The following is a 16,246-nucleotide window of genomic DNA, read 5'->3' as shown; positions in this document are numbered from 1 at the left end:
CCGTATGAACCGCATATTGCGCTATATTATTTTTTGCTTGTCATCCTGTTGCGCGGTACAGGCACAAACGGTTCCTGATACGCTGAGGCTCGGCCTCGAACAGGTGGTAGACATGGCCAAGGCCTCCTCTATTGCTGCTAAACAGGCTTTGACCACCCGTAAAACCAAATATTGGGAGTTCCGTACCTATCGCTCCAATTATCAACCGCAGCTGGCACTGAACGGGATCTTGCCAGGCTATAATAAAACATTTACCGAGGTACAGCAGCCGGATGGAACGATCCTCTTTCAATCTATTCATAATAACAATTCCTCGCTCAACCTGTCTTTCAGCCAGAGCATCGCCGCCACGGGCGGAACGGTGTTTGGTACTACCCAGCTGCAACGCTTTGATGATTTTGACCGCAAGAACACTTTGTATAACAACGTGCCCTTCGGCATAGGTTTCAGCCAGCCCTTGTTCCAGTTCAACCAGCTGAAATGGGACAGGCGGATTGAGCCCCTGAAATATAAGGAAAGCACACAGGCCTACATTGAAGCCATGGAAAACGTGGCCATCACTGCCTGCGGCTATTTCTTTGACCTGCTGCTGGCACAGGTAAATTTGCAGATAGCAGAGACCAACCTCCGCAACACTAAAAACATTCTGCGCATTGCCAATGAGAAATATGCGCTGGGCAAGATCTCACGCAACGAGATCCTGCAGCTGCAGCTGGAACAGCTGAAGTCTGAAAAGGCTGCCGGTATTGCACGCCGCGATATGGAAATAGCAGGCCTCAACCTGCGGTCTTATATCGGGCTGCAGCATAAGGAAGAAATAGCGCTCATTCCACCCGGTTCAAAATCAAATGTGCATGTTCCGGCAGACAAGGTGCTGGCAGAGGCTTATCAGAACCGTAGCGATGCGATTGCCTTTGCACGGCGTATGGCAGAAGCCAACAGGGATGTTGCCAAAGCCAAAGGCGATAACGGCCTCAATGCCACCTTAACGGCGCAGCTGGGCTTTTCCAAAAGCGCTACTACCATCGGTAAATCTTACCAGTCGCCACAGGATCAGCAGGAAGTACAGATCACCTTCGCCATCCCCATCCTGGATTGGGGGCGATCAAGGTCGCGCACCAAAACCGCGCAGGCCAACCTGGAATTTACAGCATATGCGGTGGAGCAGGACAAACAGATCTTTGCCCAGCAGATCGTTACCCAGGTCACCTTGTTTGATATGATGGAAGACCAGCTGCAACTGACTGCGAATGCAGACAGCATAGCCAGCGAAAAGTACCGCATCGCTGAGGAAAGATATATCTTGGGTAATTTCGGCATCACAGACCTGAGCATCGCCTTCCAGGAAAAAGACCAGGCCAAGCGGGATTATATCGCCGCGCTGCGCGATTCCTGGAGCGCTTATTACCAGCTGCGCTACCTGTCGCTGTACGATTTCGAAAAGGATGAAAAGATCAGCTATCAGCAAGCCTATACATCGTTTAACAACTAAACCCATCATAATGATCCATCTACAGAACATAGAGAAAGTATACCGTACAGATACGGTTGAAACACTCGCGCTGCACAACATCTCCCTGCAGGTAGAAAAAGGGGAGTTCCTTTCCATAATGGGTCCCTCCGGCTGCGGTAAAAGCACCATGCTGAACCTCATGGGACTGCTGGACGCACCTACCAAAGGAGAAGTGAAGATAGACGGCAAGAAGCTGGAAAACCTGCCGGACGCGAAACTGGCGGAGTTCAGGAACAGAAAGATCGGCTTCATCTTCCAGAGCTATCATCTTATCAACGACCTGCGGGTAGTAGACAATGTAGAGCTGCCGCTGATCTACCGGAAAGGCGCTGCTAAGGAAAGAAAGCAGCTGGCAACCGAGGCGCTGCAAAAAGTAGGGCTGAGCAACCGCCTGAAACATTTTCCTAAACAGCTCTCCGGCGGACAAAAACAAAGAGTAGCCATCGCACGTGCCATCGCCGGCCGTCCGGAGATCATCCTGGCCGATGAACCGACAGGTAACCTGGATAGCGCCATGGGCAATGAAGTGATGGAGATCCTCCTGCACCTGAATAAAACAGAAGGTACTACCATCGTCATGGTAACGCATGACGAGCAGATGGCTAAGAAAACGCACCGCCTTGTTCGACTGTTCGACGGCAGCCAGGTGCAGTGATCCTTTCATCCATTATAACATATACCGACTATGCTCGTCAATTATTTTAAGATCGCCATTGCGGTGCTGAAAAGAAGGAAGTTCTTCACCTTTATCAGCATCTTCGTCATCAGCTTTACCATTACCATCCTGATGGTGCTTGCTGCTTTTGTAGATAAAGTGGTGAGTGAAACCTATCCCGACAGGAACAGGAGCCGCATGCTGTATATCACCACATTTGAAGAGAGCGGCCCCGGCTCCATGAACAGCGGCGCTTTGTCTTTCTACTACCTGGACCGCTATGTAAAGCGCCTGAAAAGGCCCGCTAAAATTGCTATTTCCTCACGGCCGGAGAGTACCAATACCTATGTCAATAATAAAAAGATCACGGTGAGCTATCGTTATACTGACGCTATCTACTGGGAAGTGCTGGACCACGATTTCCTGGAAGGGAAGCCCTTTACAGCACAACAGCTGGCTAACGGCGAGCGCGTAGCCGTCATATCAGAGGATCTGAAAAAGGAATACTTTGGCAATATGCCGTCTGTGGTGGGACAATATATTGAGGCCGATGATGTACGCTACCGGGTGGCTGGCGTTATGAAGACAGTGCCGTCCACCAATTACCTGTTCTCCGGTGATCTCTTTCTGCCTTATACACTTTCAAAAATGGACCTCCGGGCCAATAAAGATTATCGGGGCAATTTCATAGGCATATTGGAAGCCGCATCAAGTGCTGATGTGCCTGCGATGAAAGCAGAGTATGAACAGATGGCCGTGCGCTTGCCGATGTCCAATAAAATGTATACCAATATCTATACGCATGCGGATAATTACCTGAATGCCTACCTGCGAACCGGTAATGAAAAGAAGTCGGGCATGCAGATCGTGTTGATGATCATCAGCATCTTTGTGCTGCTCGTAATGCTGCTCCCTGCTATGAACCTGGTGAACATCAACGTGACCCGCATTATGGAGCGCTCTTCTGAAATTGGCGTTCGTAAAGCGTTTGGTGCATCCTCTAAGGTACTGGCCGGACAGTTCATTATTGAGAACCTGATCCTTACCCTGCTGAGCGGTGCGATCAGTGTAGTGTTGTCCCTTATAGTCATTCAACTGATCAATAATGCACATCTGTTCAATAATCTGCATCTCTCCCTGAACTTCAATGTATTGCTGGTTGCCCTGCTGGCCTGCCTGGTATTCGGCCTTTTGTCCGGCGTATACCCCGCCTGGCGCATGTCGCGTATGCATGTGGTAGATGCATTGAAGGCATCATGATCATTCATCAACTAATTCAAAAAACTATGTTCAGGCATTTATTTATACTGATGTGGAATAAAAAGAAGCAGAACTTCCTGCTAATGACCGAGATGTTCGTTTCCTTCCTGGTGGTGTTTGCTGTGCTGACGATCTGTGTTTATTATTATGGCAACTACAGGAAACCTATCGGCTTAGACTATGAGAATGTATGGATCGTTAACTATAGTAACCCGCTCAAGACTGATAATAAAGATTCCATCTGGCTGTTCTACGATGCGCTGCAGAAGACAGTAAAGGCTTTGCCTCAGGTAAGGGAGATCAGTTTTACCTCTAACAATGTGCCCTTTTCTTCCTCCACTATTATGAACGGGGTTGATAATAAAGGCAAAAATATCAGCAGCATCAATTGGTATAATGTTGACGACAACTATCAAAACTTATTGAAGCTAAAGCTGCTGGAAGGACGCTGGTTTAACAAACAGGACGCAGTGGCCAGGGTAAAGCCGGTAGTGATCAATGCCACCCTGCGGGAAGAGCTGTTCGGCAACGAGCCTGCAGTGGGCAAACAGTATGGAGACGATAAGCAGTCACGGGTCATCGGCGTGGTACAGGATACCAAAATGAAAGGAGATTACACGGTAGCCGGTAAAGCAGTCTTTAATCGTATTGATACAGGCAGCCTGGGAGGTATGGAGAAAATGCTGGTGCGTGTAACACCGGATGCAGATATCAACTTTGAAGGCCGCCTATATAAAACCATATCCACCGCTATGAAAACGGCTAATGTGGAGATAGAACATCTTACAGACAAACGGAAGAACATGAATAGCATGTCCCTGATGCCTATGATCATCTTATCCATTGTTGCCGGTTTCCTCATCATCAACGTGGCCCTGGGCTTGTTTGGCGTGCTATGGTACAATATCAATAAACGCCGTGGAGAGATTGGCCTGCGCAGGGCCGTAGGCGCAACAGGCAGTTCGGTATCCATGCAGCTGGTAGCGGAGGCGCTTATCCTGTCTACCTTCTCTATTATTGTGGGTGTTTTCTTCGCCGTACAGTTTCCCTTGCTGAATGTGTTTGACCTGCCTGTGGCTGTTTATGTTGCGGCTATCGTATTGTCGGTGTTATTTGTATACCTGCTGGTGTTGATCTGCGCTTTCTATCCCGGGCGGCAGGCCGCGGCAGTATACCCCGCAGTGGCGCTGCATGAAGACTAAATACGCTGTAGCGGAAAAAATGTAACTTGCTTTTACTTATGATATTGGTAATTGATGATGATATTGCCGTTAGGGCCTCGCTGATGCTGCTGTTTGAGAATGCGGGCTATAAGACCCTGGCAGCCGCTACCCAACAGGAGGCCCTGGATATTATCAACGCGCAAAAGGTATCCCTGATCATGCTGGACCTCAACTTCTCCATTGAAACAAGCGGTGAAGAAGGGATCGCGTTGCTGAAGCAGATCAGGGCCATTAATAACGAAGTGCCCGTTATCCTCATTACCGGCTGGGGCACCATTGCCCTGGCCGTACAAGGTATGAAGCTGGGCGCTAACGATTTTATCAACAAGCCCTGGGATAACAGCTACCTCTTACAGTCCGTGCAAACCTTATTGCAGCTGCGCGAGAAAACGGAAAAGCACCAGACCCGCAAAGAGCTGGACAGCCTGTATGATTTCCGTTCCATTATTACCGCAGACCAGCGCATGCTGCAGCTGCTGGAAACGATCGGTCGTGTAGCAGCCACCGACGCGCCAGTGCTGATCACCGGCGAAAGCGGTACCGGTAAAGAGCTGGTGGCGGAAGCCATTCACCAGAACAGCCTGCGACGCACCAAGGCCTTTATCAAAGTGAACCTGGGCGGTATTTCCACTTCATTGTTCGAAAGCGAGATGTTCGGCCATGTGCGTGGCGCCTTCACAGATGCGCGTACTGACCGGGTAGGCCGTTTTGAGATGGCCCATAAAGGCACCATTTTCCTGGACGAGATCGGCGACCTGGATCTCAGCAGCCAGGTGAAGCTGCTGCGCGTATTACAGGACCGCACCTACGAAGTACTGGGCAGCAGCCGCACCCGGGTAGTGGATACACGCGTGATCTGCGGCACCAATAAAGACCTGGGCCGGATGGTAGGAGAGGGCACTTTCCGGGAAGACCTGTTTTACAGGATCAACCTGATCACTATACATCTCCCTGCATTAAGAGAAAGGCCCGGTGATATTCCATTGCTGGTGAACTTTTTCATCGGCAACCTGAAAGAGATCTATAACAGGGCTGCGCTCTCCGTATCTCCCAAAGCCCTTCGCTGGCTGCAGGAATTGCGCTGGCCCGGTAACATTCGCCAGTTAAAGAACCTGGTAGAGCGTGCCGTACTGATCACCCGGAAAGATAACCTGGATGTAGATGATTTCCGTTCACAGCTGGAGCTCTCCACCGCAAGGAAAGGCAGCATACAGCTTCCTGATGTAGGGGCCATTACGCTGGATGAGATAGAAGCCATGATGATCCGTAAGGCCATGGATTTTCATAAGAACAGGATCTCGAAAGCAGCCAGCGCCCTTGGCCTCACCCGCAGCTCATTATACCGCCGCCTGGAGAAATATAATATTCCCTACGATGAAACTTCGGACTAAGTATATCCTCTTCTTATCAGTTTTGCACCTGCTTGCGCTGGTGCTTTCCTGGTTTGTGTTTAAGGAGAATAAAATACTGTTCATTGTGGCAGAGCTGATCATCCTGCTGTCGGTAGCCATATCCTGGCGCCTGTATCAGCAGCTGATAGGCCCCTTAAAACTACTGGTGCTCGGAACTGAGGCCATCAAAGACCGGGATTTTAACGTGAAGCTGGTGCCTACTGGTAAATACGAGATGGATGCGCTGATCAACGTATATAACCGTATGATTGACGAGCTGCGGCATGAAAGGACCCTGCAGCAGGAACAGCACCTGTTCCTGGAAAAGCTGGTAAATACATCGCCTACGGGTATCATCATTCTCAACCACGATGGGAACATTGCGCAGGTAAACCCCAAAGCCAGGCAGCTGATGGAGATGAAAGGCGCCGATATGCTGGCCCATGCAAGGGCCTTACCGCAAGGCGGCTCTGTAACGGTTACTTATAACAATGCGCTCACTTATCGCCTGCAGAAATCACATTTTATCGACCGTGGTTTTCCCCGCGAGTTTATATTGATAGAAGAGCTCACCGCCGAAATACTGGCTGCCGAGAAAAAAGCCTACGGTAAAGTGATCCGGATGATGGCCCACGAGGTGAACAATACCATCGGGCCGGTGAATTCCATTTTGCAATCTGCGCTTGGTGCTGAAAGCCTGCAGAACGGGCAAAGCGGTGGCATGCTACAACACGCGCTGCGTGTAGCCGTCGACCGTAATCACAACCTCAATCATTTCATGCGGAACTTTGCCGATGTGGTGCGCCTGCCCGAGCCTGCCAGGAAAGAAATTGACCTGCATCAGCTGATCAGTAATGTTGCCCGCCTCATGGAAATGAAAGCAGGAGAAAAGGAGATCAGCTTTGAATACCGCCTGGAAGAAGGTCCTTTCCACATCTACGCAGACCTGGAGCAAATGGAGCAAGTGCTGATCAACATCGTGAAGAATGCCATGGAAGCAATTGAGTACAAAGGCCGCATTGAATTTATCACCCGTATCCGCGAAAAGCAGCTGATCATCGCAGATTCAGGAAAAGGCATCAGCAGTGAAGCCGCCGCGCAGTTGTTCAGCCCTTTTTTCAGTACCAAAAAGAACGGCCAGGGAATTGGCCTTACGCTCATAAAAGAAGTACTGCATCACCACGGGTATGAACTATCGCTTACCACCCTTGCCCCGGGAAGAACGGAATTTCTGATACAATTCGTACTGTAATAAAAAAAGTTTTTCCATACCCCCCCGAATAAACGCTGCCGGTGTATTTAAAAAAACTGGACCCTGCATTCAAAATAGTTCCATTAAAGTATGCGGTGCCCTATGCCCGTTCCTTTGTGTTTCATGGCGCCCACAGACAGAAAACGATGATGTAAACCGATGAAAACCTTTTTTATTGCCCTATTGCTGGTGTTATCCACTGGCCTGCATGAGCTATGCGCACAAACGTACACCCCTGTGGCCGTTACAGGGTTTAACAATGATGTTGTTGCGGAGTCAGGCACCAGCACAATTGCAGTGACCTCCACCGACCTGGATCTCAGCTTCAATATCCTTTACACAGCGGCTTTTGCTACTGCCAATGGTATTACCGGCGGATTGCCGGACAACGGTATCATTGCTAACGGTGCACGCACTTATCAGCTGGCAGCCTATAACGCCAATAATGGCCTGTTCCTTTCTGCCAACGGCGCTGTAGCGAATACTGCAGCCGCAGGTACATTGACACTGGCTACTCCGGCTAATTATAGCCGTGTCAGCGTGCTGCTGTTCTCTACAGAAGGCGCTGCTACGGTGAGCGCAACACTGAACTTTACAGATGGCACCAGCGCAGCCGGAGGCAATATGACAGTGCAGGACTGGTTTAACGGCGGCAATGCCGTGATCTCCGGCTTTGGACGCATTACCCGAAAGGCGGTCCCACCTTATATAGTAGACGGGGCCAGCAGCAACAATCCCCGCTTTTACCGTTTTGATATACCGGTTGCCTGCGCCCATCAGTCTAAGTTGTTGCAGTCGGTTACGATCACTTATCTGTCTGGCAGCGGTACGCAATTCCCCACAAGGGCTTGTGTATTGGCGCTTTCCGGTGTCGCCTATACGCCGCTCTCCATCACGCCTGTTATTACGAATGCAATGTGCGGTGGTGGCAGCGGCAGCATTGCTTTAACCGTAAGCGGCGGTACACCGCCTTTATTTTACAGCTGGAACACCCTGCCAATACAAACGCAGCCAACGGCTACCAACCTGCCAGGAGGCGATTATACCTGCATCATTACAGATGCGAATGGCTGTAACACTACTTACACTGGAACGGTACTACAGCAATCGCCCGTTACGCTATCGGTGAGCACCAGTGATACGATGATATGTGAAGGACAGTCTGCTACGCTCACTGCCAGCGTCAGTGGAGGCGCTGTCGCCGGGTATAACTGGCAACCCAATAATGCCACGGGTTCGAGCGTGGTAGTAGCCCCCGTCCTTAGTACCCGCTATGTAGTGAGTGCGCAGGACGAATTTGGCTGTGTATTGAAAGACAGCGTGGATATTGCTGTAAAACCATTACCTGTAGGCACTTTTACCGTTACGCCAACTGCTGTTTGCCTGGGCAGCCCGCAAACTGTGACGTTTACGGGCAGCGCCGCCAATACAGCCACGTATAATTGGAATAACTTCTCTGGCGCTGCTGTGCAAAGCGGCAGTGGGGCAGGGCCTTATAATATTCTGTTCAATACGGCAGGCGCTTACAATTTGCAATTACAGGTAACAGACAGCGGCTGTGTTTCTGCTGTTGTTACGCAGCCTGTTACTGTTAGCGCGCCGCCTGTTGTTGGCTTTACCCTCAGTGATCCAACGCCCTGCGCCGGAGACTTTATTAGTGTAAGCAGCACCGGCAATGTGAGCAATAATGCTACCGCCGCCTGGAACTGGGGTGGGGGAGTAGTGCAAAGCGGCAGCGGTTTTGGTCCCTTTACGGTACAATATCTTCGGAACGGTGCAGTTTCACTGACGGTGACAGATGGTGTATGCACCGTAAATGTGCCTCAGCAGCCGGTGAGGGTCATTCCATTACCTGTAGCGGCATTCAGCGTAGATACCACTAACGGCTGTCCTGATTTCCCAGTCACATTCTTGAACCAATCGCAGCAGGCAGATGCCTGGCGCTGGCGCTTCGGGGATGGCGGTCTTTCATCGGCAGACACCCCAACACATACATACACCACGGCAGGTACGTATACCGTTACATTAATTGCCGGCGCACAGCAACAATGTTTTGACACGCTGGAACAAACGGCGCTCATCAAGGTACAAGCCTCACCGGTTGCTGCCTTTACCACACAACCAGGCGCCAATATACCGCTGGAATACAGCGAGGCCCATTTCAGTTTCAGTAACCAGTCGCAGAACGCCCTTAGTTACGCCTGGGATTTTGGCGATGGCAATACGGATGTTTCGCGTGATCCACAGCATCGCTATGCCTTACCGGGCAGCTATCGCGTTACGCTTACCATCATGAACGAGATTGGTTGTGTGGATAGTACCAGCCTGGCCTGGCTCATCGTGGTGCCTGATAAAGTATTACGTATACCCAATGCCTTTAGTCCTAATGGAGATGGTATTAACGACCGCTGGGAGATAGATGGCCTGCGCGGCATACCGGGTTGCCAGGTAGAGATCTTTAACCGTTGGGGACAGCCGGTGTATGAGAGCATTGGCTATGAACGGCCCTGGGATGGTACCTGGCATGGCAAACAGTCGCCCAGCGGCACTTACTATTACGTTATCAGGGCAAAGCCTAAAGATAAACCATACACAGGCTGGGTAGCAATACTCCGCTGATCACCATTTATCATCAACCATAATAAACTAACGGATGAAACACGTTTTTACGATCGTTCTTTTGCTGGCCCTTTGTGCGGGCCAGGGGCAATTATCTGCACAAACTTATTCGCCTGTTCCCATAACAGGATTCAATAATGATGTAGTGGCGGAAAGCGGCACCAGCGCCACCGCAGTGACCACCACAGAGCTGGACCTGAGCTTCTACCTGTTGTATACCGAGGCATTTGCCATTACCAACGGATTGTCCGGTGGTATGGTAGATAACGGCACGGTGGTGAACGGCAATCGTACCTACCAGCTGGCGCCTTATAATGGTAACAATGGCCTGTATCTTTCTGCTAACGGAACTATCGTCCATACGGCGGCATCAGGTACACTGGCGTTAAGCACACCTGCGGCTTACAGCAAATTAAGCCTGCTGTTATTCTCTACGGAAGGTAACAGCACCATCGGCTTTACCCTGCATTTTGCAGACGGTACGAGCGCCCCGGGTGGTTCGGTAACCGTGCTGGATTGGTTTAACGGCGCCAATGCTGTGTACAGCGGTGTTGGCCGTATTGCCCGCCAGGCGGCTCCTCCTTACCTGGTAGATGGCCTTTCCGGCAACAATCCCCGCTTTTATCGCTATGATATTTCCATGGCCTGCCGCGATCAGCCCAAGCTGCTGGATTCCATTTCTATCCGTTATATGTCTGGCAGCGGCAGCAGTTCCAGGGCCGTCATCCTGGCCCTGTCGGGGATCGTATATACGCCGGTGACTGTAACAGCCAGTATCAGGGCCGCCACTTGCGACAATGCCGACGGCAGCATAGCATTAACAGCCAGCGGCGGTACCCCGCCTTTAAATTATACCTGGACCAGCTCACCGGTACAACTACAGGATTCCGCCGCCAACCTCAAGGCGGGAAATTATGCCTGCACCATCCTGGATGCTAACGGTTGCGCCACTACGTACAATGGTATGGTGCCGAAGAAAACAGCGGCAGTGCTCACTGCCACAGCAGATAAAGACCCTATCTGTACGGGTAGTGCTGCTACGCTAAGTGTAAGCGCCAGCGGCCCTGTTACCAATTACAGCTGGCAACCGGGCAATGGCAGCGGTAGCAGCTTTAGCGTAAGCCCTGCTGCCACTACCAGTTATATCGTCAGCGCTACCGATACGCTGGGTTGCCAGGTAACGGATACTGTGAAGGTAACGGTAACGGCTGTACCCTCCGCTCCAACGGCAGATGCAGTAACGGCTTGTGCAGACAGCACCGCCACCCTGAAAGTGCAACGGCCTTCCATCCTCGAGACCTATCGCTGGTACGCCGCCGCTTCCGGCGGAGATCCCCTGGCTAACGGGGTCACCTATACGGTACCACCGTCTGCCACCGGGGTTACCTATTACGTGGAAGCTGCCAATGGCAGCTGCAACAGCAGCCGTGTGCCCGTTATAGTCAACCGCCTGAGCGAGGTGGCTAAACCCGTAGTAAGCGCTTCTCAGGTGATGCCCAACAGCGTCACATTTGTATGGCAAGCGGTTCCCGACGCCACAGGCTACCGGGTATCTGTGAACGGAGGGCCTTTTGTCGCCCCCAGCTCGGGATTAATGGGCACCAGCCACCTGGTATCAGGCCTGCCACTGTCCCAGGGAGTCCGAATACAAGTAGTGGCCCTTGGCGGTCAGGCCTGCCAGAACAGCGCCCCGGGCGATGCCAGTGCCAAGCTGCTCAGCCAGGACCTGTTCATTCCCAATGCGTTCACACCCAATAACGACGGCCTGAACGACCAGTTCAAGGCAGAAGGCAATATCATCAGCGGGCAAAACATGAAAATCTTCAACCAGTGGGGAGAGTTGATCTTCGAGACCAGCGCCACAGGCGTCGGCTGGGACGGCACCCATAAGGGCAAGGCGCAACCCGTGGGCGTGTACATTTATGCCATCAGGCTAAAACTGGCCGACGGTACTGAGGTGATCAGAAAAGGAGCTGTAAACCTGATCAGGTAGGCAGTTAGTCGTCAGTCATCAGTCATCAGTCGTCAGTTGTCAGTCGTCAGTTGTCAGTTGTTAGTTGTCAGTTGTTAGTTATTAGCTGTTGGTGGTTAGTTCTGAGTTGCAATGTGGTTGCGATTACCTCGCTTCAACTACTGTCAACTGACAACTGACAACTGACAACTAACAACTGACAACGAATGACTAACAACTTTATTATTTTTATATTAACTCCAAATATTAGAAAAATTATTATTATTTTTCCAGCTGGATAAATGTCGGGTACTGGCCCCTGACACCCAAATTGGAACGGACGTGAAGCCTATCCTATGATGCCTATGAGGTTGACGCTGATGTTGTTGCAATGTTTACTGATCTTCTTGATACCATTGTTGGTACAGGGTCAGGAAGCTGCGCCGTCAACCCCTCCCGCCACCAACCCTGCTACGCCGGCTGCACCTAAAGTCAAACATGAGACAGAATTCCAGATGAAATCAGGTTCTTACCTCGGTTTCGGGCAGGTATATTTGGGCATGGGGGAGATCGGCTTCCAGGTAGAAGTGACCAATTCCCAAAAAAGCGAGCCAGTACTAGAATTCAGGATAGATAAGCCCAAAGGCAAAGTAATAGGCACCCTCAAAATACCCTACACGGGTGATACTACCTATGCGTTAAAGGTCCCGGCCAGGATGGGGAAGAACCACGGTACCCATGACCTTTACCTGGTAGCCAAAGGAAGCGGCCAGTTCATTATTTCATCGTTTACCTTTGTTCCCGTGTATTAGCGGGATACCTGTGTTCATAACTGTAGATAACAGGGGACAATCTGTGTGCACCCGGCAAGCCGGCTGTGCGGCGGGTTCTTTTCCTTTTGCGGAGGAGAAAGCCTCAACGGCCCTGGCATGGGTATATATTTTGTTGCGCCCTTTTAAAACGGCGTATGAAAAAGTTATTCCCCCTGCTGCTTGCCGTGCTGACCAGCACTGCCCTTTCCTGTAACTGGGATCATGGTAACCCGCCCCATCCCCATCAGAAGCTTGAACTTGTTTTCTCTGACAGCGTTTACCAGCTGACAGGCGTTGCTGTGTCGTCCAGTGGCCGCCTGTTTACCAACTATCCACGATGGTCAGACATTTACCGCTATGCACTGGTAGAGACAAAGCCGGGCAACCAGGTGATGCCTTACCCAAACATGGAAATGAACAGCTGGCAACCCGGTCAGAACGGAGATAATAATTGGGTATGCGTACAGGCGGTATATATTGACGAAGGAGACTGGATGTGGGTAGTAGACCCTGCAGCACCCAAGATGCAAAGCGTTTACCAGAACAGCTATAAGCTGGTGAAAATAAATATCCACACCGGCGAAGTGGTTCGTAATTATCCCTTTGACGGTGTGGCCAGCAGCAAAAGTTATGTGAATGATGTGCGGGTTGATACCGCCCGCCAGTTTGCCTATCTCACCAATTCCAATGAAGGCGGCATCTTCGTGGTAAACCTGCGCAGCGGTAAAATAAAGCAGGTGTTGCAGGACCATTATTCTGTTAAGTCAGACCCGAACTATACGTTTGTAATAGATGGGAAGGAGCTTCAGAAAAACGGCCAGCCTGTTAAGATCAACTCTGATGGCATTGCACTTACACCAGACGGTGAATGGCTTTATTACAAGCCGCTTACGGATGATAAACTCTATCGTATACGAACCGAGTACCTTCGCAGCGATACACTGAGCCCCGCCGCATTGGGCATGAAGGTGGAAGACCTCGGGCATTTTACAGCTACTGACGGGATGATCTTTGATAAGCAGGGCAATCTTTACCTGGGCGACATGCAGCATTATCGTATCGTACGGATCGATCCTACGATGGAGATGACAACGCTGGTGGAAGACAGCCTCTTAATATGGCCTGACAGCTACCAGATCTCAAAAGACGGTTACCTGTATATCAGCTGCTCGCAGATCCAGAAGCAGCCGGAGTACAATAACGGCATCAACAAAAGGACCTCTCCGTATACTATTTACCGCTATAAGCTGCCCTAACTATTTCAAAAAAAGGTATTTATACGGGTCATTTATTCAGGAAAAAGTGTCACCTTGCAACTGGATAACGGAATTAAGCTATTAGCGCTAAATGCTAATTGCTAATGGCCAGGAGCTAAATAAACGACCCCAACGCACCAGCAAGGATATATCCTACAGCCCCAAATCCTGTTTCACTAAAAAAGTGATAATGGCTATCATTAACAATCCTCCCAACTTCTACGGGAAAAAGCCCCCATTCCGGAAACTACGTGGTTATGCTTTTGATCCCAGCCTGTCGCTGAAAATAGACACCGCCGCTATTAACGACATCGTATACAAAGTGGCCTGGGAAAACCTTACACCCGGCCCTGTTGGCGAGTACATAGAAGTAGTAGACTTTGATCCCACCGTGGGCAAATTCTACAAAGCCGTGAACCTGGACGATGATTATATCCTTGCCCAGGACGGTATGGACCCCAGCGAAAGCGATCCCCAGTTCCACCAGCAGTTTGTATATGCCGTGGCCATGACCACCATCAAGAACTTCGAACGCGCCCTGGGCCGTAAGATCTTATGGGAGTCGCGCAGGGGCGACGATGTGGATGTAAAGGATGAATACATCCAGCGCCTGCGCATCTATCCCCACGCCATGCGCGAGCCCAATGCCTATTACAGCCCCATAAAGAAGGCCCTGCTGTTCGGGTATTTCGCTTCCACTCCGGCAGATGAAACCTTGCACATGCCCAACTCCATTGTGTTCACCTGTCTGAGCCATGATATTATCGCCCACGAGATCACCCATGCTATACTGGATGGCGTGCACAATTATTACAACGAGCCTACCAACCCCGATGTACTGGCCTTTCATGAGGCCTTTGCCGATATCGTGGCCCTGTTCCAGCACTTTACCTTCCCCGAAGTGCTGAAGCACCAGATCAGCAAGACCCGGGGCGACCTGGGCGCACAGAACCTGCTGGGACAACTGGCGCAGGAGTTTGGCAGCGCCGTTGGCGATTACGGCAGCCTGCGCGATGCCATCGGCGAGATCGACCCGGAAACACATCAATGGAGGCCGCATGATCCGGACCCCGAAGACTACCGTACAGAAATGGAACCGCATGCAAGGGGCAGTATACTGGTGGCTGCCGTGTTCGAGGCCTTCCTGAATATCTATAAAAGCCGGGTGGCAGACCTGCTGCGTATTGCCTCCAATGGTTCCGGCATCCTGAACCAGGGAGAGATCCAGCGCGACTTGATTGACCGCCTGGCCAATGAAGCCGCGAAAGCCGCCGGACATGTGCTGAACATGTGCATCCGCGCCCTGGATTATTGTCCGCCTATAGACCTCACCTTTGGCGATTATCTCCGCGCAGTTATCACGGCTGATGCAGACATAGTGGCGGATGATAACCGTGATTACCGCCTGGCATTCATTGACGCTTTCAGAAGAAGAGGTATTTACCCTGATGGCGTAAAAACACTGAGCGTGGAAAGCCTGCGCTTTCCCCTGCGCAACATTGGTTACATGCAGGTAGAGAACGAATGCAAAGACAACGGTAAAGACGATAAGAAGGAAGAAAAGGAAGAGACTCACGCCGATCCTACCCAGGAACTGCTGGCCATTGTCAACGGCTTTTTAAGGGATTATGGTGATGAGATCAAGTATGTGAACGATCGCCGAAAGATCTACTACAAAACAAGGGAATACATTACCGGCCTGTATGAAAAGGGCCAGCCACGTATACCTGGCCTGCATACCCGTCTTAACTCCAAGATCGCACAGTCTGCAGAATTTGCAAAGCTCACCGGGCTGGCTTTTGTAGAAAACTTCAAAGCGCTGGGCATGCGTAAGTCCAGCCGCTATAACGGCGCCTCCTTCCAGATCCTGAAGCTGCGGCACGTGTCCCGCGTGGGCCCTAACGGCACGCAGGTCAACAATGTGGTGTTCTCCATCACCCAGCGCGCCGGTGTTGTATTCAGGGACGGGAAGATCGAGGGCTATTACATCCCGAATAAAAGTTCACTGTCGCGGCAAACGGAAGAGGAAAACCCCATCCCCGAAGGAGGATTCGAATTCAGGGGCGCCTGCACGCTCATCTTTGACCTCGACTCACAGCTGCTGAAATATGTGATCTCCAAACCGATCCTGGATATAGACAGCCTGGACAAAGCCCGTACGCCTGCCCTCAACCTGAAACGGATCAAAGCGCAGTACAACTACCAGTACGGAGAGAGTGAATGCGGTCTTAATGAGTACTTCCAGTATTTCGGCAACGGTTTTCATCATATGACAGAGCCCTTTGCTTTTCTTCACCAGCATTAATTGACAGAT

General features: G+C 50.9%; 11 protein-coding genes. All 11 read left to right on the top strand.

Going from position 1 to position 16,246, the window contains the following annotated elements; genetic code table 11:
- Positions 1–4 precede the first annotated feature (4 nt).
- The 11 genes from ACR9Y8_RS02700 (at position 5) to ACR9Y8_RS02650 (ending at position 16,237) form a co-directional block, all read left to right on the top strand.
- Entirely contained in the window at positions 5–1,492 is a 1,488-nt protein-coding gene (locus ACR9Y8_RS02700) for a TolC family protein (RefSeq protein ID WP_481211687.1), read from the top strand.
- A gap of 10 nt (positions 1,493–1,502) precedes the next feature.
- Positions 1,503–2,168, top strand: a complete 666-nt coding sequence (locus tag ACR9Y8_RS02695; protein ID WP_481211686.1) for an ABC transporter ATP-binding protein — start codon at positions 1,503–1,505, stop codon at positions 2,166–2,168.
- 30 nt (positions 2,169–2,198) lie between these two features.
- On the top strand, positions 2,199–3,428 hold the full coding sequence (locus ACR9Y8_RS02690; RefSeq protein ID WP_481211685.1) for an ABC transporter permease: 1,230 nt from the start codon (positions 2,199–2,201) through the stop codon (positions 3,426–3,428).
- Between the two features lie 26 nt (positions 3,429–3,454).
- Complete coding sequence (locus ACR9Y8_RS02685) at positions 3,455–4,630, top strand: ABC transporter permease (protein ID WP_481211684.1); 1,176 nt, start codon at positions 3,455–3,457, stop codon at positions 4,628–4,630.
- Positions 4,631–4,668: 38 nt separating this feature from the next.
- Positions 4,669–6,042 (top strand): sigma-54-dependent transcriptional regulator, encoded by a 1,374-nt coding sequence (locus ACR9Y8_RS02680; protein ID WP_481211683.1) that lies wholly within the window; start codon positions 4,669–4,671, stop codon positions 6,040–6,042.
- Complete coding sequence (locus tag ACR9Y8_RS02675; RefSeq protein ID WP_481211682.1) at positions 6,026–7,294, top strand: sensor histidine kinase; 1,269 nt, start codon at positions 6,026–6,028, stop codon at positions 7,292–7,294. The genes ACR9Y8_RS02680 and ACR9Y8_RS02675 overlap by 17 nt, the downstream gene beginning before the upstream one ends.
- 159 nt (positions 7,295–7,453) lie before the next feature.
- Positions 7,454–9,913, top strand: coding sequence for a PKD domain-containing protein (locus ACR9Y8_RS02670; protein WP_481211681.1), 2,460 nt, complete (start codon positions 7,454–7,456; stop codon positions 9,911–9,913).
- A gap of 34 nt (positions 9,914–9,947) precedes the next feature.
- The gene (locus ACR9Y8_RS02665) at positions 9,948–11,906 is read left to right on the top strand and encodes an Ig-like domain-containing protein (RefSeq protein ID WP_481211680.1); all 1,959 of its coding nucleotides are present in this window, start codon (positions 9,948–9,950) and stop codon (positions 11,904–11,906) included.
- 323 nt (positions 11,907–12,229) lie between these two features.
- Positions 12,230–12,676: a carbohydrate-binding protein gene (locus ACR9Y8_RS02660; RefSeq protein WP_481211679.1), complete on the top strand. Its 447-nt coding sequence runs from the start codon at positions 12,230–12,232 to the stop codon at positions 12,674–12,676.
- A gap of 155 nt (positions 12,677–12,831) precedes the next feature.
- Positions 12,832–13,932, top strand: a complete 1,101-nt coding sequence (locus ACR9Y8_RS02655) for an L-dopachrome tautomerase-related protein (RefSeq protein ID WP_481211678.1) — start codon at positions 12,832–12,834, stop codon at positions 13,930–13,932.
- A 190-nt stretch (positions 13,933–14,122) separates the two neighbouring features.
- The gene (locus ACR9Y8_RS02650; RefSeq protein WP_481211677.1) at positions 14,123–16,237 is read left to right on the top strand and encodes a hypothetical protein; all 2,115 of its coding nucleotides are present in this window, start codon (positions 14,123–14,125) and stop codon (positions 16,235–16,237) included.
- The last annotated feature ends 9 nt before the right edge of the window (positions 16,238–16,246 follow it).

The sequence above is a fragment of the Chitinophaga sp. SVR4-12A genome, from assembly GCF_056754765.1.
This window is presented reverse-complemented; position numbering and strand designations above follow the sequence as displayed.